The sequence below is a fragment of the Pseudoalteromonas sp. JB197 genome (genome assembly GCF_002332205.1).
In the GTDB taxonomy this organism is placed as follows: Bacteria; Pseudomonadota; Gammaproteobacteria; order Enterobacterales; family Alteromonadaceae; genus Pseudoalteromonas; species Pseudoalteromonas nigrifaciens.
In genome coordinates this window covers 1,577,044-1,597,713 of record NZ_NRGZ01000001.1, presented here as the reverse complement: position 1 = coordinate 1,597,713, position 20,670 = coordinate 1,577,044, and the positions used below count along the sequence as shown (strand labels likewise).

Genomic DNA, 20,670 nt, shown 5'->3' with positions numbered 1-20,670 from the left:
CTCAAGCAAGGACAGGTAAGTATGCTCAATATTATTCAATCAAACCGTATGGAAGCACTGCAAGCGCAGTTTCATCAGTTATTAAAAACCAACCCATTAGCAAGCCCATTCGACAAAGAAGTGGTACTGGTGCAGTCACCGGGTATGTCGCAGTGGCTAAAAATTGGTTTGAGCGAAAACTTAGGTGTAGCGGCGCAGGTGGATTTTCCGCTGCCTTCGAGCTTTATTTGGCAGTTGTATCAGCAACTTTTACCAAATGTACCTAAAGAGTCGGCGTTTAATAAACCCAACCTTGCATGGAAACTGTTTGCTATTTTACCAAGCTGTATTGATGAGCCACTGTATTTACCGCTAAAAACCTATTTAGAGGGCGATATTGACGGCCAAAAAACCTTTGCCTTGTGTGAAAAAATAGCCGACGTGTACGACCAATATTTAATGTACCGCCCGCATTGGATAGCCACATGGGATAGTGGTACAGATGAACTTGATGATGTTGATGTAACTATTGCCCCGTGGCAACCTGATTTATGGCGACGCATTGTAAAATTAAGCCAAGAGCTTGGGCAAAGTCAGTTTCATCGCGCTAATATGCAAGGACAGCTACTAGCAGCGCTTGAAACAATGGACAACAGTTTACTGCCACAACGCATTAGCTTGTTTGGTATATCGGCCATTGCCAGCTCGCAGCTTGAAGTATTTACAGCGCTGAGTGAAAAAACAGAGGTGTTTTTATTCTTTTTTAATCCCAGTGCGCATTATTGGGGCGATATTATTGATGAAAAAACAGCGGCTAAAATAAGTGCAAAGTACGCCAAAATGCCGCTGGTGGAAGCACAACAAAAAAAGCAAACTAATCCCGATGAAGAATACTACTTTATAGGCAACCCACTGTTATCCTCGTGGGGGAAATTAGGTCGCGATTACTTTGAGCAGCTAGTACAGCTAGATGCTCGTTGGATTGATGGCTTTATTGATGTGTTTGACGACACCTTACTTGGGCAAATACAAAGCGAGATTTATCAGCTAGCGTTTAAAGGTGAGTCACTGACCGATAACAAAGAGTGGTTTATAAACGACGAAGGTAAATTGCCTATAAGTGCAACCGACACCAGTATTACGTTAAGCGATTGCCATACACCGCTTCGAGAAGTTGAGCGCCTGCACGACTACTTACTTAATTTATTTAATCAAAACCCCGAACTAACCCCCAAAGACATAATAGTGATGATGCCCGATGTAGGTACTTACAGCCCGTACATTGAAGCCGTATTTGGTGGCGCACAAGGTAGCCGCTTTATTCCTTACGCATTGGCCGATTTAGCCATAGAGCAAGAAAAGCCCGTGCTTAGCTCGTTTGCGAGTTTAGCTAATTTACCGTTTTCGCGCTTTGGTGTGTCGGATATTCTCGATTTATTACAAGTGACGCAAATAGCCGAAAAATTTGGCCTTGAGGCACACGAGTACGAGCAAATTCAATATTGGCTGGAACGTGTTGGCGTTAAATGGGGTATAAATGCCGAGCATAAAAGTAGCTTTGATTTACCCGCTATCGATTTAAACACTTGGCAACACGGGCTTAACCGTTTATTGCTAGGTATTGCCATGCGCGACGAACAATGCCCGTTTAACGGCATTTATAGCGCCGATGAAGTAGAGGGCATGGCGCTCGAAACGCTTAATAAGCTAGTGCACTTTATTGATGTGCTACAAAGCTTTAAAGAGCAATTAACGCCCGACGATACGCTTACCAATAAAGCGCATATTTTAAGCGAGCTACTTAGTGCAATTTACGAGAGTGAAAGCGACGACAGCTGGGATTTGTTAGTGCTGCAAAACGTGCTCGAAGAGTTACAAAAGCATCATAATAATGGTGATTACAGCAAAGCGGTGTCGCAGCGTATTGTTAGTTACTTAATTAAACAAGGCATTCAAAAAAAAGGCGTAGGGCAGCGCTTTTTAGTGGGGCAAGTTAACTTTTGTACCCTAATGCCAATGCGCGCCGTGCCATTTAAAGTGGTGTGTATGCTGGGTTTGAATGATGCCGACTACCCGCGTAACGTACAGCCGATTGGTTTTGACTTAGTGCCTTATTCTAAAAAACAAAAAGGTGACCGATCACGTAAATTAGATGATCGTTACTTATTTTTAGAAGCGCTACTCAGTGCCCGCGATAACTTATACATGAGTTACATTGGTCGCTCGTGTTTTGACAACCAACCGCGCATGCCATCAACCCTTGTGAGCGAGTTGCTAGAATATATTGGGCGTAGCTTTGCATTAAGCGACGACAGCGAAAAAACACTGCCAGAGTGTTTAATTAGCCAGCAGCATTTACAGCCCTTTAATAGCCATTATTATTTAGCCAATGAGCAAGCAAACACTGTGCTGAGCAACCACAGCTATAATCCAATTTGGCTGCCAAGTGAGTCAATAACCCCACAAGTCGTGAGCGCGCTTAATGCAACACCGCCTGAGCAGTTAGAGCTCGATGTGTTTATTCGCAGTGTTTGCAACGCCCAAGAAAGCTTTTATCAACAAAGTTTAGGATTGCGATTACCGCAATTTAACGAAGTAGTAAAAGACGAAGAGCCCTTTAGCCTAGATGCATTGCGCCGCTATTTTTACCTTGATGAAATACTCGAAGCCAACATTAACGAGCTGCCACTTAGTACAGAACAAATATTGCAACGCGGCGAACTACCACAAGCCAACGTAGGTAGCTTAATATTTGAGAGCATGCAGCACCGAGTAGACGCATTGGCAGGGCAAGTGAAAGAGCAAATTAAAGGGGGCAAAAGCGACCCTATAGAGGTAGCCCTCGAACTAGAAAACACTAAAATAGAAGGCTGGTTAAACCATATTTATTTGCAAAAACAAGTGTTTTATCGCAGCGCTAGTATAAAAGCGAAAGATTTAATTAAAGGCTTTATTTATCACCTAGTAGCGCAAAGTATGGAGCAACAAGTAGAAACGCTAATACTTGGGCTTGATAAACAAGTTACCTTTGCGCCAATAAGTAAAACCGATGCCGATGCATTGTTACTTGATTGGTTTGAGTTATACAAAGCACTGCGCAACGAACCCGTGGCGTTTTTTCCGGTAAGTGGTTACGAGTACGTAAAAAGCGGCGGCGATATAGCAAAAGCCATGAGTAAATTTAGCCCGCAATACATAGGGAGAGGCGAGGGTGAAAACCCCTATATTCGCTTAACGGTACAATCGCTCAACGATTGCCAAGACGAGTTTATACAGTGGAGCGATAAATTACTCGCCCCGTTATTTGCACACGCTAAGGAGAGTGACCATGCAAGCGCTTAATCCACTTACTATGCCACTAACAGGGCAAAGCTTAATTGAAGCCAGTGCCGGTACGGGTAAAACGTATACAATTACTGGCCTATATTTACGTTACTTATTGGGAATGCAAATAGCCGATGATGCAAACTCGCTATTAAATAAGCCGCTAAGCGTTGAGCAAATACTGGTGGTAACTTTTACCGATGCTGCCACGCAAGAAATTAAAGACCGCGTGCGTAATCGCATTATCACCGCGCGCGATGCACTTCTTGGGCAAGATCCAAAAGATGAGCTTATAGCAGGAGTTATAGCTGCCGTTGATGATAAACACCGCGCCTTTGATTTACTCGATGCAGCGGCTAAATCGATGGACGAAGCGGCTATTTTTACCATTCATGGCTTTTGTCAGCGCATGCTAAAACAACACGCGTTTGAGTCGGGTGTTGCGTTTAACTTAGAATTTATTTTGGATGAGCGCGACATATTGCTCGAAACCATTAAAGATTTTTGGCGCGCCTTTGTATATCCACTCAATAAAGAAAAAACCGATGCTATTTTAGGTGTATTTTCCGCGCCAGAAGCTTTGTTTGGCAAAGTGACGAGTATTTTAAATAAAGCCAATGCGCAAATTACCCCGCAAGTAAACTTAGATGACGTATGGCAAGCGCGTGACGAGTATATAAGCCTAATACCTGCATTTAAAAAAGCGGTATTAGAGCAAGAGTTTATAGCTGCGATTAAAGGCTCGGGCTTAAGTGGTTCTAAAACGCCAGGGCGCAAAGGCAGCCTTGCAGCACTTGAAGCCTTTTGTTTAGGCGGCGATTTGTTTTTTGAATTTGGTACTAGTAAATATTCGTTTGAGGTATGGAGTAGTGAAAACTTAAGCGATATAAGTAACTATAAAAAAAATCAGCCGCTATTTACACATCCGCTATTAACTGAATTCGACCAACTTGCTGCACTTAATAATACCATAAACCAAGGGCTAGCAATTGCTGTAGTGCAGCATGCGGCAAAGTGGGTAAAAGCAGCCGTAATAAAGCGCAAGCAAGAGCAAAGCGTGATCACCCCAGATGATTTACTTAGCAATTTACACAGCGCATTAAATAACGAGCAAGGCAATGTACTGGAGCAAAAAATTGCTCAGTTGTTTCCGGTGGCTATGATAGATGAGTTTCAAGATACCGATCCGATTCAGTATGGTATTTTTAGTAAAATTTACCAGCAAGAGCACACTACACTGGCGATGATTGGCGATCCTAAACAAGCTATTTATGGTTTTAGGGGCGCAGACATTTTTACCTATATTGGTGCCAAGGAAGCGGTGCAAAAACAGCAGCAATTTACGCTAGGCACTAACTTTCGATCTAGCAGCGATGTAGTAAGCAGCGTAAACAGCTTATTTGGTAAGCACGCTAACAGTTTTATTTATAACGATGCCATACCGTTTAATGCAGTAGCAGCTAAAGGTAAAAAAGCTGACGAGTCGTTTTTGATTGACGGACAAGCAGCCACTGCGTTTGAATTTTGTGTATTTAGCGACACCGCCGCAGATGAAAAAAACAAGCCGACAGGCAAAGCCATTGGGCAGCAGCACTTAGCCACCTTTTTTGCCAATAAAATAGTCACTTTACTAACGCAGGCCGAGCAAGGGCGAGCCTGTATTGGTGAACAGCCAGTAAGCGCTGCAGATATTTGTATATTAGTGCGCGACCGTGTTGAAGCGCAAATAATGAAAAAGGCCTTAAGCAACGCTAAAATTGCCAGCGTGTATTTATCGCGCGAGAGTGTGTTTAGCCAAGAGCTTAGCCATCACTTACTTAATTTTTTAACTGCGTTGCATGGCCAGTATGATGAGTCGCTATTACGTGGGGTGTTAGCAGGGCCGTTATTTTGTTTAAGCTATAACGAAATATATGCACTGGCAGATGACGAGGCACAATGGCAAGAGCACTTAAACTTTTTTGCGCAACTTAACCATATTTGGAACAAGCAAGGCGCTATGGCAATGCTTGAGCGCTTAATGAGCCACAATCAACTTAGTGCTAAATGGCAAGGCTTAGGCTACAACGTTGAGCGCTGGCTTACCGACTTTAGGCACCTTGGCGAAATACTACAGCAAAAACAAATTGAGCTTGAGGGCACACTGCGTTTACTGCGCTGGTTTGCACAAAAGGTAAGCCAGCAAGATGGCGAAACAGTGCAAGTACGCCTAGAGAGTGACGCTAATTTAGTTAAAATAGTGACTATGCACGCCTCAAAAGGGCTTGAGTATCCGCTGGTATTTATGCCCTTTGCTAGTGGCTATCGTGAAACAAAAGAAGCGCTGTATCATAATAATGGCACACTAATTTACGATTTAAGTAAAGGGGATGACGCACTGCAAAAAGCAGAGCAAGAGCGCCTTGCCGAAGATTTACGCTTACTGTATGTAGCACTCACTCGCGCGGTACACTTTTGTGCTATTGGCATGTATAACATTGGCCAGGGGCAAAGTAGCCGTTTGGCAATACAAAGCAGCGCCCTGGGGCATGTGTTATTTGCAGGGCTTGAAATTACGAGCAGTCAAATTTGGCGTAACCATTTAGCCGATTTTTGCAGCGAGCATACAGGTATGGATTATCAGCAATTCACCTCAGAGGATTTATTAGCTCAAGGTACTTTAAGCTTTAATAATAACGTTGATGCTCAGCAAACATTGAGTATAAATAATGTAACGGCCAATATTGAGCGTAATTGGCGAGCAACTAGCTTTAGTGCGCTGAGCTTTAAAAAGCATATCGACCACCTAGCGCCTGGGCGCAGTGATGAGGATCATGAAAAAGATGAATTTGCCGTACAAGAAGACGAAGCACCTTCTGCGTATAGCTTTCCTAAAGGGGCAAAACCGGGGAGTTGTTTACACGAAATTTTTGAGCAAATAGATTTTACTAGCCCAATAGAGCACCCAGTTAATAAAGAGCACAATTTAGCAGACGTTATTAAACGCAGCCTAGCGAAGTACCATATTAGTGAACACTGGCAAGATGTTACTCAGCAGTGGATATTAGACGTTCTTGCTTGCCCGCTTAATGGCGATAGCAATGTTAATGCTGATGCCTCAGGTAATAGTACCTCAGGTAATAGTACCTCAGGTAATAATATCTCAGGTAACAGCTCTTTAGTTAATAGTAATGGCCTGAGCTTAAGCCAACTAGCGCCAAGCGATTGCCTAGTAGAAATGGAGTTTAACTTACCGCTTAAAAGTTTAAGTGCGCCGCAGCTTAATGAAATTCTTATAAAACATTTTGGTTTTGAGCACAGTAAGCTCGAATTTAGCCACGTAAAAGGGCTGTTAAAAGGTTTTATCGATTTAATATTTTGCCACCAAGGTAAATATTATATTTTAGATTATAAATCTAATTACTTAGGTAGTAACGCTGCTGATTACGAGCACGATATGCTTGAGCAAGCCATGAGTAGCCACCAGTACCATTTACAGTATTTAATTTACACCGTAGCGCTGCATCGTTTGCTAAAACAGCGTATAGCTGATTACTCAGTTGAAACTCATTTAGGCGGCGTGTATTACACCTTTTTACGCGGCATGCCAGCTGGGCAAGGTGTGTACTTTAAAAAGCTCACCACTGAGCAAGTGACTATTTTAGATGGTTTGTTTAGCCAAGGAGCCATGTTATGAGTGAACTAAATAATCAACCGGGCCTTTTTGATCAAGAGTTTGATCAAGAGTTTGATCAAGAGTTTGATCAAGAGTTAGATCAGGAGCTTGAGCTAAATGAGCAAAACCCTACTTTAAGCACAGCAGTGCCTTTACTTACCTATTTACTTAGCGAAAACCGCATTCGCATTGTGGATGTAAAGTTAGCTGAAATGCTCAGTAAAAGTAACAGCGATAGTGAAAAGGTGGACAATGAGATGTTTTATCTGGTGCTATTACTGTGTTTATCGCAGCAAAGCCAGCATAGTTGTTTAACCTTAAGCGAGGTTGATTGGAGTAACCCTTTTAATTTACGCAGCAGCGACGTTAGTAAAGCACAAGGGAGCGTGCCAGATAAGCTAAGCCCGTTTAGTGAAGAGTTTAATTATGAGCAGGTGCTTAGCTATTTACAAAACCATACAAGCGTTGGAGACAACAAACCACTGCAACTGTTTAATCAACGCCTTTATTTTGCGCGCCTTGCCGGATACGAGCAAACATTAGCGAGCCGTTTACTAACAATGAGCGAGCGTAAACTTAATATAAATAATGAGTTATTAGCTGCGCTACTTAATGAGTATTTTACACCCGATGTAAACATTACCACCGATTGGCAAAAAGTAGCCTGTGCTATTGCAGCCACCAAAGGTTTTAGCGTTATTACTGGCGGCCCAGGTACTGGTAAAACGACCACTGTGACTAAATTACTCGCCATTTTACAGTCGCTTTATAAAACTGCGCCACTGAGTATTAAGCTGGTGGCACCTACAGGTAAAGCTGCAGCGCGTTTAAGCGAATCAATTTTAGGCGCTAAAGATAAGCTCACTAATATACCCGCTGATATTAAAACGTTAATCCCCGAAAGTGCACAAACTATTCACCGATTATTAGGGGTAAAACCCTTTACCAATAAATTTAGGCACAATAAAGCGAATCCACTGCATTTAGATGTGTTGATTATAGATGAAGCCTCAATGGTCGACTTATCGCTGATGGCAAAACTAATTGAGGCATTACCTGCACATGCACGGTTAATACTCTTAGGTGATAAAGATCAGCTGGCCTCGGTAGACACCGGCAGCGTAATGAGCGACTTATGCCAAGGGTTAGTACTGGGGCAAACACCTGGTTATTCACCTGCACGATGTGATGAGCTAAATAACTTATGCTTTAACGGCGAAGCTAAATTAATAGCGCAAAGTAATAGCGCGTTTAAACTTGCCGATTGCATTGCATTTTTACAACACAGCTACCGCTTTGATGCACAAAGTGGTATTGGTCAACTTGCGTTAGCGGTAAATACCAATAACACAGGTGTTTTAAATTACGTTGAGCAAGAAAGTGTTGAGGGGCGTTTTAAGGATGTGATTTTAGATTACGACTTTATAGCTAAACCTATCGAAAAATTGGTTAAAAGCGCTGCAAGTAAATACACACATTACCTTAGTTTAATTGCTCAAGGTGCAAGCGTTGCAGAGGTGCATAAAGCCTTTGCAAGTTATCAGTTACTGGCCGCAGTACGTGAAGGTGATTACGGAGTTAATAGTTTAAATCAGCGTATTGAGCGCGTTTTACAACAACAAGGACTTATTACCCTAAGCCCGAATCAGCGTCATTATTCCGGTATGCCAATAATGGTAAGCCAAAACGATTATCAGCTTAAGTTGTTTAATGGCGACATTGGTATTTTAATGCCCGATGAAAGCGGCCAGCTTAAAGCACTATTTATAGACGAGCAGGGGAATCAACGCGCGTTTTCACCAGCACGCTTACCTGCGCACGACAAAGTATATGTAATGACTATACATAAATCACAAGGATCAGAGTTTAGCTACACCGCCATGGTATTGCCGCCGCTAAAACAAGCCCGCATGGGGATAAATAGGCAGTTAGTGTATACCGGCATAACGCGTGCTAAAAATACCTTTGAGCTGGTGGCAGATAAAAAAGTATTGTTACTGGCAATGAATAAAAGTGTGTCTAGGGCATCTGGTTTATATGAGCGTTTAAAGCTTGAATGATTAAGCTTTTAGGTGGGTGCAATAAAAAGGGTTTGCCATGGCAAACCCTTTTTATATATAACCTTTAAGTTAGCTCAGATTAATAGTAACCACTTCTTTGCTGGCATCTTCATCTTGTAAGCTATTAATTGGCACTTTTGGAATATCTGGTTTGTCTAGGGCAATATCGCCACCATCAATTACTTCGCCAGTTTGCAAATTAGTAAAATCAAATAACTGGTTATCTGCTAAATGCGACGGTACAACGTTCTGTATAGCGGTAAAAATACTTTCTATACGACCTGGGTGCTCTGCGTCCCACTTAGCTAACATATCTTTTGTGTGTTTACGCTGTAGGTTTTCTTGCGAGCCACATAAGTTACACGGAATAATAGGGTAGCCCTGTACAAACGCATATTGGCTAATATCGCTTTCTTTACAGTATGCAAGTGGGCGAATAACCATATGTTCACCGTTATCGCTCATTAGCTTAGCTGGCATACTTTTAAGTTTGCCGCCGTAAAACATATTTAAAAATAGGGTTTCTATCATGTCATCGCGATGATGGCCAAGCGCAATTTTAGTTGCACCTAACTCTTTAGCAGTACGGTATAAAATACCCCGGCGCAGGCGCGAACAAAGTGAACAAGTCGTTTTACCTTCAGGAATAATATCGGTCACTATGCTGTAGGTGTCTTCTTCTACAATTTTGTATTCAACATTTAGTTTATCTAGATACTGGGGTAAAACGTGCTCAGGAAAGCCAGGTTGCTTTTGATCTAAGTTAACAACAAATAGCTCAAACTTAATCGGTGCTACACGTTTTAAGTGTTGCAGCATGTCGAGCATAGTGTAGCTATCTTTGCCACCAGATAAGCACACCATAATGCGGTCGCCTTCTTCAATCATGTTAAAGTCCATGACGGCTTGACCTGTTTGGCGGCGTAAACGCTTTTGAAGCTTGGTTAAGTTAAATTGAGCTTTAGCTTGATCTGAATGAGACAATTACGCCCCCTTATTAAACAATACGGCAAAGTTATTTGCTAAAAATAAAGGGGCGCATTATATACTTAAAATGCCCGGTAACAAAATTTAATCTTTTGCGAGTGGGCTTATATAACCATCGGGTTTGAGTGCCAATACATCGCAATCTAGGCTATCAATTACATGCTCTGCAGTATTGCCTACTAAGGCCGCGCTTAAACCAGTACGCCCTACAGTGCCAATAACCACCAACTCGCTGTTTAAACGTTTTGCTACATCGGGAATAACGTCCTCAGGCAAACCCTCTTCAATAAAGCACTGCTCAGGGGGTAAATTAAACTCATCAGCCAGTGCATTAGTAGATTGATGATGATGTTTTTTAACCGACTCGTTATAAATGCCAGGGTTAAACTCAGGTATTTCTATGGCAATATTAATTGGTGTAGCAGGGTAGGCGTTCACCAAGTTTAGTTGGGCGTTGGCCAGTTCTGCTAAAAATTGTGCGTCTTTAATAATACGTTTATTAAGCGCTAAGTGTTGCTCGTTTTCGCTCACTGCATTAACAGCCGCTAAAATGTTGCCATTTGCAGGCCATGCCATTTGTTTTACAAATAAAACCGGAGATGGACATTTTCGTACTAAATGCCAATCGGTTGGGGTGAAAATAACGGCTTTAAGTGTACTGTGTTGATGAGTGCCTTTAATAACAAGGTCAAAGCTTTGCTCAATAACGGTATTAATAATGGCTTCGTACGGGCGATTGTGCCAAACAACTTGTGTATCAATATTAACATTTTGATAAGGCGATACTAAATCTTTTAACCAAAGCTCGCGGTCGTTTAACACGGCTTTGCGCATAGCTTCGCGCTCATCGCCAGAGAGCATAGTGGTCATTTCATAAGAAAAGTCGTAAACCGTCATAAAGGCGGTAATACTCGCACCAGATTTTTTAGCTAAATCAATCGAACGAGCTAAACCGTGCTGGTCGTCTTTGGTGGGGTCAATAACCGCAAGAATGCGTTTAATCGTGTTCATGTGCAAGCTCCATTCACTTTACGGGTGTACCTTGAGTGTAACGTAAATAGAGCACAGTGAAAGGGATAGCACAAATATTATTGTTCTAGATCAAACCATTTAATCGAATGGATTAAATGGTTTGAATATTACAACGTAAGTAGGCTAATTAGCGGGGCTTTACTATTGCAGCTGCTTTGGCCAGTGCATCGTTATCTAAAATAGTAATAAATTTGCCTTCAACTTTTATTAAATCGGCTTTTTGAAAGCGACTCAATAAACGGCTAATTGTTTCAACGGTTAAACCCAAGTAATTGCCAATTTCGCCGCGGGTCATGGTAAAGCGAAATTCTTTACGAGAAAAACCACGCTCACCAAAGCGTTCAGATAAGTTAAAAATAAAGCTGGCTAAGCGTTGCTCGGCAGATTTTTTGTTAAGCAGTAACAGCATTTCTTGGTCATAGGTAATTTCGCTACTCATTAAGCGCATTATTTGTTGGCGTAACTTAGGGAGTCTGCCTGCTAACTCGTCAAGGGTATCAAACGGAATTTCGCATACCATAGATGTTTCTAACGCTTGTGAAAAGCTTTGGTGCATCATTTTACTTATTGCATCAAAACCAACTAAGTCACCGGCTAAATGAAAACCTGTAATTTGCTCATCGCCTTGCTCAGATAAAGTATAAGATTTAAACGAACCCGAACGAACAGCATAAATAGCGTTTAATGGCGCGCCCGACTCAAACAAAAAGTCGCCTTTGTGTAATGGTTTTTTGCGCTCGATTATTTCGTCAAGCTTATCCATTTCTTGACCATTAAGAGAAAAGGGTAGGCATAACTGGCTGATACTGCAGTTATTACAGCTAATAGCACAATTACTTTTAGCACGACCTTGAGAAAAATCCATAAATTCAATCCGTTAAAATTCAAGCCACAATATGATCAATGTTAATGCACAAGCTTATCTGTTGCAATGATCAGTAAATAAATACCATACCAAATTATTACGCTGCCTAATATTATTCGCGTCCAAGGGTGATTAAATAGGGTGCTCAGTTTTTTTGCACTAACGCCTATTGTGATCATCGCGGGAAATGTACCTAGTGCAAAACACAGCATTACTAATGCACCATCAAGCGCATTTGCGCTGGTCATGGCCCAAGTAAGTGCTGAATAAACTAAACCACAGGGTAACCAGCCCCATAAAGCGCCGTATCCAAGTGCTTTAAATGGCGAGTTAATCGGCATTAAATATTTATTAAATTTAACTAGGTGTTGCCAAACTAAGGTTTTACCTACTTTTTCGAGCCATTGTAAGGTAGCTGCTAAGCGCATTATATATACCCCTACCAACAACATAAAAATGCCTGCTATAAAAGACAGTGATAATGCAAAAACAGAGTTTTGCGTGGCAAATTTACTGCTAATGCCTGCCACTAATGCGCCTGCAAGCATGTAACTCAGCGCTCGGCCTATATTATAAGCAAAAGAGTAAATGAGAGTTTGGCGTTTATTACTGGCTAATTGCAATGAGCTGGCTATGCCACCACACATTGCAATGCAATGGCCGCTGCCAATTAGGCCCATAAAAAAAGCACTGACAAAAATAGGGTCAATCATTACTTTTGTTATGCTGCTCTTTGTCATCTTCAAACAAGATACTATGGCCTTGTTTATTTAAATCAGAAAATTGCTCGCCTTTTACTGCCCAAAAAAATACTCCTATAGCTATTAGTACAAATAAAATAGCGATAGGAACTAAAATGTAAATTATGCTCATAACTTTAACAGCCTTAATGAGTTGCATATCACAATAATTGAGCTGGTCGACATACCAATAACAGCCATCCAAGGCGCTACCAGCCCCATTGCAGCTAACGGTAATATTGAGCCATTATACAATAAAGACAAAGTTAAGTTTTGTTTAATAATACGCCTAGTTTTTTTGGCAACTATTAATAGGTGCTCGATTGAGGCTAAATCGCTATTGAGCAAAACCACATCGGCGCTATTTTTTGAAATATCGGCCCCAGTTTCCATGGCGATTGATAAGTGCGCGCTGGCAAATACTGGGCTGTCGTTTACCCCATCACCTACCATGGCAACCACTTCACCTTGTGTTGACCATTGCTCAACCGCTGTTTGTTTGTCTTTAGGGCTACAGCCCGATTGCACGCTGTGTAATTTAAGTTTTTTAGCTATACGTTGCCCCGCATCAGACGCATCGCCAGTAAGCATATGACACGTTAACTTATGTGTGTGTAGAGCGTTAATTAACGTACTCGCATCATCTTTTATTTTATCGACAAAGTAAAAACGGGCAATAGGTTGCTGATTAATATACAAAGTTGCTTGCGCGTTAGTTTTTTTGCTATTAAACCAGCCACTTTTACCAATAGCATAATGAGTGTCGTTGTACTGTGCGCTGATCCCTTTGCCTGGATGTAATTGAATGTCGTTAAGTTTATGCCCTGGTACTTTATATTGGCTAAACGCACGGGCAATTGGGTGCTCTGAATAGCTCTCTAGTTGGGCTGCAATCTCAAGCACTTGATTTTTAGTGTACTCTTCGCTGAGTATATCGACCGCATCTAAGCTAAAGCGTCCTTGGGTTAGCGTGCCGGTTTTATCAAATGCGAATAAAGTGATTTTAGATAGAGTTTCGAGCACATGCGCTTGTTTTATTAAAATACCTTTACGAGTAAGGTTGGCTACCGAACAGGTTAATGCGGTTGGAATAGCTAAGCTTAGCGCGCAAGGACACGTAGCCACGAGTACAGAAATAGTGATCCAAAATGCTTGCTCAGGGGCAATTTGATACCAGCCAAATGCGGTTACCGATGCAAATATAAGTAACACAGCCACAAACCACTGAGCAACTTTATCTGTAATTTCTACTAGTTTAGGGCGTTTGGTAAGTGCATTGTGTTGTAGACGAATTATTTGATTTAGCAGCGTGCTTTGACCTATTTTATTGATTTTTATTTCAATAATACCGTCATGATTGACTGTGCCGGCGTAAACACTGTGATTAATAAACTTATTAACCGGCAGGTGCTCTCCGGTCATCATTGATTCATCAACGCTGGTTTTACCTTTAATTAAAATTCCATCGGCAGGAATGGTTTCGCCGGCTTTAATTAGAATAATATCGTTTAATTTAAGCTTTTTAGCGGCAATAATATGTTCTTGGCCATTTGCATCGAGAGTACGGGCGGTTAGTGGCAATAACTTTTGTAAGTTAGCTGTAAATTCACTGGCTTTTAATCGTGCTCTAAATTCTAGATATTTACCTAATAATAATAAAAAGGTGAACATACATACCGATTCAAAGTACACCTCGCCAACATTCATAATTGTGGCGTAAGAACTTGCGCCGTAAGCACCAAAAATAGCCAGCGAGACGGGTAAGTCCATATTAAGCTGTTTTGCTTTTAAACCATTAATGGCATTACTTAAAAAGGGCAGTGCGCTATATAAAATAACCGGAGAAGCTAAAACGAGGCTGATCCACCTAAAGTATTCCTCAAAATTACTGTCCATACCGGAGAACATGCCAAAGTACATAGCAAAGGCAAACATCATCACTTGCATGGTCATTAAACCGGCTACACCTAAGCGGCGAATATAGGCTTTTGCGGTTTGCTGTTTTTGCTGTGCTTCTAAGTCGGACTGAAACGGATAGGCTTTATAGCCAATTTTAGCAAGGCTAGTAATAATTTCGCTCAATGGGGTGGCGGTTTTATCCCATTGCACCATAGCGCGGTTAGTTGAGGTATTAACATCAACACGCTTTACTGTTTTTAAACTGAGTAATTGCTTTTCTATAAGCCATGCACAAGCTGCGCAGGTTATACCTTCTACGCTGAGCAATACTTCTGAGAAGTTGTCATTGGTCGTTATAAATTCGTCTTGAATATCTTCATTGTCGTAGCTTTTAATAAAGGCGAGTTGCTCTGGTACTAACTGCTCTACTTTACCAGCTTGAACGGTACGATATTTATAATAGTCGGTCATACCTTGATCAATAATGTTTTGCGCAACGGCTTGGCAGCCAATGCAACACATTGGCTGAGATTTATTATCAATTACTACGTGTGCGCTAAACCCGTTAGGTACACTTTCAAGGCAATGAAAGCAATTTATAGACATACTAAATACTACTTATAATTAGGCGTAACTAAAACAGCAAGGGTGGTTGGTAAGGTAATGTTTTCTTTTAGCTTCCAGCTACCATCAATAGGCTCAATAAATACCGAATAAGCACCGTCGGTAAACCCGTCAAGTAATGCGGTAAATTCTTGATTAGCATTAGGCGTTAGCGTGGCTTCAAAGTCATGCGCTTTAATTGTACGATGATAAAACGACAGTTTTAATGCATGTATGTTGCTCGTATCGCCTTTGGTAAATTTAAAACCAACGCGCTCACTGGTAACATTCAGCTCGCCATGTAAGTATAAAGCTTTTGCCTTATCAAACTTAGTAAGCTCTAAGTTAATTGCTTTGCCTTTTTTATAGTAGTCATCTATCACCATATCAGGGCCATTGCCTATGGCGGTAAAGAATAAGCTAATGCAGCCAATAATTGCAGCAGAGGGAAAAAAGATTAAAAACCAAGGCCAAAAATTTTTATACCACGGAGTAGGTTGCATAGTTACTCTAAAATAAAATGAAGATGCGGCTATACTATAATAAATATTTGTAAAAGACTAAAAAAAAGCCTCCGAGTGGAGGCTTTTTTGATCTGGATTAATCTATTGAATTTAAAAGGTTAAATATTCGTTAACGGCGTAACTATTTAGCTTGAGATAAGCTGTAAACGTAAGCCGTTAGTAGGTGTATTTTATCTTCACCTAAAATATCTTTCCACGCTGGCATTACACCGGCACGACCATGGTTAAGCGTTTCTTCAACAGCACGTTGAGAACCACCATATAACCAAACGTTGTCGGTTAGGTTAGGTGCACCAAAGGGTAAGTTGTGTGCAACAGAGCCTTTACCGTCAGCACCATGACATGCAGCACACATAGCCCATTTAGCTTCGCCGGCAGCAGCGTCTTTTTGGTTTACAGTACGACCTGAAAGGCTAAGTACATGAGCGGTCATTTCTTTAACGCCTTGCTCACCTAATGCAGCACCCCAAGGTGGCATTGCTGCTATACGCCCGTAAAGTAATGTTTCTTTAATTTTATCGGGTGTGCCGCCATATAACCAATCATTATCAGTTAGGTTAGGAAAGCCAGTACCACCACGCGCGTCAGAACCATGACACTGAGAACAGTTTTGTGCAAAAAGACGTTGGCCAATTTCAATTGCTAGCTGACCTTGTGTCTCGGCATGTTTTTCACCATTTTCAAGTGCAACTTGCTGTGCTGCGTCACCTTCAAATTTAGACTCAACCAATTTTACTACAGGTATTTGTGCCAGTTCATTAAAAATAGGACCAAAACGTGCATCTGCAACGCGGTACTCAGCGTCCAGTTTTACAAAGCGACCTTCTTCTTTAGCAAGTTCTACTGCTTCTTTAGACTCAGCCAAAGAAGTAATACCTTGGTTAGAACTAGTCCACTTACCTAACCCTTCCCAGTTACCTAAACCTGGGTAAGCTGCTAAGTAATAAACAGACCAAATAAATGTTGCAAAGAACATGTAAGTCCACCACTTTGGTAGTGGATTATTTAGCTCTTCAATTCCATCATATACATGTCCGCAGCTTTCACCTTCAGGTACACCAGCGTAGTTTTTTAAATTCCACACGAGTAAACCAAACAAAATGAACAAACATGATAGGGTTAATACAATAACCCAAATACTCCAAAAGCTAGTCATTTCTCAGACCCCTTTTCCTCGTTAGAGAGCGTATTGTTGTGTTTTTTTTCATCTTCGAAAATAACATTAGCAGCGTCTTTAAAACGTGTTTTACTACGTTTGCTGTATGCCCAAGCAACAATCACAATAAATAGTACTAAAATTACCAGAGTTAAAATGCCTCTGTATGTCCCATAATCCATAATTAGTTACTTCAAGTGGGTGCCAAGCTGTTGCAAATAAGCGATAAGGGCTTGCATTTCTGTTGCACCTTTACCGTCATTCATTGCATCAACTTTGGCAACATCAGCGATTAATTCTTCATCACTACCGTAACCTAAACCATCGTAACGGTCGGTACGGCTATCGATTCCAAATGTGTCACGGAAAATTTTAAGTTTATTCAAAGTCAAGCTTGTATCAAGCGTATTCTCTGCTAACCAAGGAAAGCCTGGCATGTTCGACTCAGGAACCACAGCACGTGGGTCAACTAAGTGAGCATAATGCCAGTCATCCGAATAACGTTTGCCTACACGAGCTAAGTCAGGACCAGTACGTTTAGAACCCCAAAGGAAAGGGTGATCCCAAACAGATTCACCAGCAACCGAATAGTGGCCATAACGCTCAACTTCGTCACGAAAAGGGCGGATCATTTGTGAGTGACAGTTAGAACAACCCTCACGTACATATAGATCTCGGCCTTCCATTTCAAGTGCCGTTAACGGACGTAGTCCGTCAACTGGTTTAGTTGTATCGTCTTGAAACATTAGCGGAGTAATTTCAACTAATGCACCAAAGCTAATTGCGAAAACGGTCAAGATAGCCATAAGGCCAATGTTTTTTTCGACTATTTCGTGTTTGTTTTGTGAATTTTTATTGCTCATTATCTCACTCCGTTATGCTAATTGTGCTTGTTCGTCTAATTGCAGCGAATCGTTCTTCGCTGCCACTGTACGATAAACGTTATAAGCCATAACTAGCATACCTACTACGATGAACACACCACCAATAAAGCGTATAACATAGAAAGGATGAGACGCCTCTAAAGACTGTACAAAGCTATACATTAATGTGCCATCAGAGTTAACTGCACGCCACATTAGACCTTGCATTACACCTGAGATCCACATTGCTACTATGTATAAAACAACACCAACAGTGTGTAACCAAAAATGTGTGTTAATTAATTTAACGCTGTACATACGACCTTGCGAGAATAGCGCAGGGATTAAGTGGTAAATAGCGCCGATAGATATCATTGCAACCCAACCTAATGCACCTGAGTGAACGTGTCCTACAGTCCAGTCGGTGTAATGAGAAAGCGCGTTTACAGATTTAATTGCCATCATTGGGCCTTCAAACGTAGACATACCGTAAAAAGATAATGAAACAACTAAGAAACGTAAAACAGGGTCAGTACGAAGCTTATGCCATGCACCAGACAACGTCATAATACCGTTAATCATGCCACCCCAAGATGGAACGAATAGGATAATAGACATAACCATACCTAAACTTTGCGTCCAATCAGGAAGCGCAGTGTAGTGAAGGTGATGAGGGCCTGCCCAAATATAAAGCGAAATAAGCGCCCAAAAGTGAACCACTGATAAGCGGTAAGAGTAAACCGGACGGCCTGCTTGTTTTGGTACAAAGTAATACATCATACCTAAAAAGCCAGCTGTTAATAAAAAGCCAACGGCATTGTGTCCGTACCACCACTGTACCATTGCATCAACTGCACCAGCATAAATGGAATACGATTTAGTTAACGACACAGGTACAGCCATACTGTTTACAATATGAAGTACAGCAACCGTAATGATAAAGCCAGCATAGAACCAGTTAGCTACATATATATGAGACACTTTACGCTTTGCGATTGTGCCCATAAATACTACGGCATAAGTTACCCATACAACGGCTATTAAAATATCAATTGGCCACTCAAGTTCTGCATATTCTTTAGAACTTGTAATACCCAAAGGTAGTGTAATAACAGCAAGCACAATAACAAGCTGCCAACCCCAAAATGTAAAGGCTGCTAATTTATCTGAAAGAAGGCGCGTTTGACAGGTACGTTGAACGACGTAATAAGACGTCGCAAAAAGTGCACTTGTACCAAATGCGAAAATAACTGCGTTCGTGTGTAACGGACGAAGTCGAGAGTATGTTAACCATGGTGTATCAAAGTTAAGTGCTGGCCAAGCTAGTTGGGCAGCAATCAGAACCCCAATACTCATGCCAACGATGCCCCAAATCACTGTCATAATAGCGAATTGGCGTACAACTTTATAGTTGTACTCAGTGTGTGATGCTACTGTCTGGCTCATTTTCTGGCTTCCGCTGCAATAAATGCGTTTAGAAATGAATTACCCACCTAAAAAAAGTGGGGCCTACTATTACTTCACAAGCTTGCCATCTAAAACATTAAAAATACGATTATTTTAGAAAACAGACTCGAGAAACCCTTATTTTTTTGCGGTTGAAATGATAAAATTTTTGGCTTAAAAAAGATAGGTCAATTGCATAATATTATGACATCAATCAAACTTTACTAGCTTGCTGTTTACTTTTTGAGGTGAATTGTACGTTATTTGTAATAAAAGTGTGATTTGACCTTGTGACTATTAAATTAGTGCCAGCCATTATTTTTTGGATTTTGAGTACCCGCCATATGTATATATATAGAGTATGTTTGTTTTTTTTACTAATTTTTTTAGTTGCGTGTGATTATTCAAAGAGCAGCGATACACAACAATTAAAAAACCTTGCTTGCGAAGCAGGTTTACCCTGTACTTTTCCTAACGGCGTTAAAGTATGGCTTAGCGATGGTGATTTATCCCCCGAAACACCATTCTCTATATTTGCCGAGTTACCTAAAGGGCATGTTATTACGAATGCAAAACTTGAAGGCGTAACTATGTATATGGGGTATATTCCTCAGCAATTTAAGCGCTATGGCAACACTTGGCAAAGTGAAACTATGGTAGGTATTTGCGCTGAAAAAAATATGCTGTGGAAATTAATCCTTAACGTAACCGATGAGGCAACACAGCAAAGCAACTCGGTATATTATTATTTTTACGTTACTTACTAAACATGCCATTGCTTATATTGCTTATTAAGTAGCTTGCTTAATTTGCAGCAGGGAGATAAGCATTCTGGTTGAGATCAGTTTAGTTGTGCTTACTCTCTTTAAGTTAAGCGTTACTTTTTATTTCTTGGCGCAGAAAAGCTAAATCCACAGAGGGTTAGCTTTAGCGCAAGAAGATTAAGCCTACAATAAGAGTACTTCGTACGCTCACATCATTTTAGCTAGCACTTAGCACTCCTGCCTTTTGTAATTTTTACTTTCTCTTTTTAATTTCGAAAAATGCATCAATGGTATTTGGTTAATTAAGTGTACTACTAGGTTTGAGGCAATCATTGCTTCATTAAATTGGTGAATAGTTTACTTGTTTAATCTTGGCTGAATAAAAAATCTCTCCTTTAAAAGCTATATATGCGTTAAATCAGACTAATTAATTACTCAAAGCGCATAAATATAGTTATCAATTAACATCTAGTTTTACGGTTTTAATAACCTACTGTGATTAACTTGTTAAATTACCGGTAAAAGGTACATTGTTGAGTTAATTACATTTAATTACAAAGTCCATTAGTTTGATTTCACCTGTGCTTTTAATGTAGCGCAATGCATTTAGTGTATTGATTTTGAAGTGTATTTATTAATTAACAAGGAAACATAGTGTAACGTTTGTACCTTTTTTGGGTGTTGTGTTTTTCGGTTGGTTTTTAATTAGCCATTCGTTAAGTTTTTGTTCAGTTAATCACGCCTAAGTTGCTGTTTTCTGACTCACAATTCTT

At 40.8% G+C, this 20,670-nt stretch carries 15 protein-coding genes; 4 read left to right on the top strand and 11 right to left on the bottom strand.

Annotated elements, in window-relative coordinates; genetic code table 11:
• Window positions 1–21: 21 nt before the first annotated feature.
• From recC to recD, 3 genes are read left to right on the top strand one after another with little or no spacing between them, the layout of a single operon-like run.
• Window positions 22–3,321 carry an exodeoxyribonuclease V subunit gamma gene (recC, locus tag CIK86_RS07515; protein WP_086994901.1) on the top strand — a complete coding sequence of 1,100 codons (3,300 nt, stop codon included), beginning with the start codon at window positions 22–24 and terminating at the stop codon, window positions 3,319–3,321.
• The gene (gene recB, locus CIK86_RS07510) at window positions 3,308–6,979 is read left to right on the top strand and encodes an exodeoxyribonuclease V subunit beta (protein WP_086994904.1); all 3,672 of its coding nucleotides are present in this window, start codon (window positions 3,308–3,310) and stop codon (window positions 6,977–6,979) included. The genes recC and recB overlap by 14 nt, the downstream gene beginning before the upstream one ends.
• On the top strand, window positions 6,976–9,018 hold the full coding sequence (gene recD / locus CIK86_RS07505) for an exodeoxyribonuclease V subunit alpha (RefSeq protein ID WP_086994907.1): 2,043 nt from the start codon (window positions 6,976–6,978) through the stop codon (window positions 9,016–9,018). The genes recB and recD overlap by 4 nt, the downstream gene beginning before the upstream one ends.
• A 69-nt stretch (window positions 9,019–9,087) precedes the next feature.
• Here the strand turns inward: recD and ttcA are convergent, their stop codons facing one another.
• The 11 genes from ttcA to ccoN all read right to left on the bottom strand — a co-directional run bounded on the left by ttcA (window position 9,088) and on the right by ccoN (window position 19,133).
• Window positions 9,088–10,002 carry a tRNA 2-thiocytidine(32) synthetase TtcA gene (gene ttcA / locus CIK86_RS07500; protein ID WP_086994910.1) on the bottom strand — a complete coding sequence of 305 codons (915 nt, stop codon included), beginning with the start codon at window positions 10,000–10,002 and terminating at the stop codon, window positions 9,088–9,090.
• Window positions 10,003–10,089: 87 nt separating this feature from the next.
• Entirely contained in the window at window positions 10,090–11,016 is a 927-nt protein-coding gene (gene uspE / locus CIK86_RS07495) for a universal stress protein UspE (RefSeq protein ID WP_086994913.1), read from the bottom strand.
• A gap of 148 nt (window positions 11,017–11,164) precedes the next feature.
• Window positions 11,165–11,902 (bottom strand): FNR family transcription factor, encoded by a 738-nt coding sequence (locus CIK86_RS07490; protein WP_058373651.1) that lies wholly within the window; start codon window positions 11,900–11,902, stop codon window positions 11,165–11,167.
• 41 nt (window positions 11,903–11,943) lie between these two features.
• Window positions 11,944–12,615 carry a sulfite exporter TauE/SafE family protein gene (locus CIK86_RS07485; RefSeq protein WP_041454477.1) on the bottom strand — a complete coding sequence of 224 codons (672 nt, stop codon included), beginning with the start codon at window positions 12,613–12,615 and terminating at the stop codon, window positions 11,944–11,946.
• A complete protein-coding gene (ccoS, locus tag CIK86_RS07480) occupies window positions 12,608–12,775 on the bottom strand; it encodes a cbb3-type cytochrome oxidase assembly protein CcoS (RefSeq protein WP_008109812.1) in 168 nt (55 codons plus the stop codon). The genes CIK86_RS07485 and ccoS overlap by 8 nt, the downstream gene beginning before the upstream one ends.
• Complete coding sequence (locus tag CIK86_RS07475; RefSeq protein ID WP_086994916.1) at window positions 12,772–15,147, bottom strand: heavy metal translocating P-type ATPase; 2,376 nt, start codon at window positions 15,145–15,147, stop codon at window positions 12,772–12,774. Before CIK86_RS07475 ends, ccoS begins: the two co-directional genes overlap by 4 nt.
• Window positions 15,148–15,155: 8 nt before the next feature.
• Entirely contained in the window at window positions 15,156–15,647 is a 492-nt protein-coding gene (locus CIK86_RS07470) for a FixH family protein (RefSeq protein WP_086994918.1), read from the bottom strand.
• Between the two features lie 142 nt (window positions 15,648–15,789).
• A complete protein-coding gene (locus CIK86_RS07465) occupies window positions 15,790–16,824 on the bottom strand; it encodes a c-type cytochrome (RefSeq protein ID WP_011328520.1) in 1,035 nt (344 codons plus the stop codon).
• Window positions 16,821–17,006, bottom strand: a complete 186-nt coding sequence (locus tag CIK86_RS07460; RefSeq protein ID WP_011328519.1) for a cbb3-type cytochrome c oxidase subunit 3 — start codon at window positions 17,004–17,006, stop codon at window positions 16,821–16,823. The genes CIK86_RS07465 and CIK86_RS07460 overlap by 4 nt, the downstream gene beginning before the upstream one ends.
• 6 nt (window positions 17,007–17,012) lie before the next feature.
• Window positions 17,013–17,687 carry a cytochrome-c oxidase, cbb3-type subunit II gene (ccoO, locus tag CIK86_RS07455; RefSeq protein ID WP_011328518.1) on the bottom strand — a complete coding sequence of 225 codons (675 nt, stop codon included), beginning with the start codon at window positions 17,685–17,687 and terminating at the stop codon, window positions 17,013–17,015.
• A gap of 12 nt (window positions 17,688–17,699) precedes the next feature.
• A complete protein-coding gene (ccoN, locus tag CIK86_RS07450; protein ID WP_011328517.1) occupies window positions 17,700–19,133 on the bottom strand; it encodes a cytochrome-c oxidase, cbb3-type subunit I in 1,434 nt (477 codons plus the stop codon).
• A gap of 344 nt (window positions 19,134–19,477) precedes the next feature.
• Between ccoN and CIK86_RS07445 the strand changes: the two genes are divergently transcribed.
• On the top strand, window positions 19,478–19,900 hold the full coding sequence (locus tag CIK86_RS07445; RefSeq protein WP_086995009.1) for a hypothetical protein: 423 nt from the start codon (window positions 19,478–19,480) through the stop codon (window positions 19,898–19,900).
• The last annotated feature ends 770 nt before the right edge of the window (window positions 19,901–20,670 follow it).